This is a genomic window from Streptomyces millisiae, from assembly GCF_031845425.1.
Taxonomy (GTDB): Bacteria; Actinomycetota; Actinomycetes; order Streptomycetales; family Streptomycetaceae; genus Streptomyces; species Streptomyces millisiae.
Genome location: NZ_JAVREM010000280.1, coordinates 1 through 461 on the forward strand (window position 1 = coordinate 1; position 461 = coordinate 461).

Sequence of the window (461 nt, forward strand, 5' to 3'; positions counted from 1 at the left end):
CACCGGCACCCTGCCCGCGGGACCGGTGTGGGCGGGCATCGGCTTGATCGCCGCAGGGCTCGCATCGGGCCTGGGCGACGGACCGCGCCGTCAGACCGACGCTGTGGCAGCGGCAGGCTCGACCGTCACCTTGATGGCCTCACCGTTCTGCACGATCGAGAAGGCGTCGAGCACATCGTCGAGCGGGATATGGCGCGTGATGAGGTCCTTCACGGGCACCTGACCGGTCGAGATGTACTGGAGCGCACGCTTGTTGTGCTCCGGCGCGGAGCCGTTGGCACCGTGGATGTGCAACTGCCGGTAGTGGACCACATTCGAATCGCAGGTGATGGTCGGGTTGGTGTTGGGCAGTCCACCGAAGAACGAGATGCGCCCGTTTCGGGCCGCCATGGCGATGGCCTGCTCCTGGGTGACGTTGGCCGCGGTGGCGGTGATGACGATGTCGGCGCCGCGGCCAACGT

At 67.5% G+C, this 461-nt stretch carries 1 protein-coding gene; it reads right to left on the minus strand.

Annotated features, from left to right (window positions below; all coding sequences use genetic code 11):
* Positions 1 to 90: 90 nt before the first annotated feature.
* A partial coding sequence (locus RNC47_RS36670; RefSeq protein ID WP_311605197.1) for a zinc-binding dehydrogenase occupies positions 91 to 461 on the minus strand: 371 nt, incomplete at its 5' end.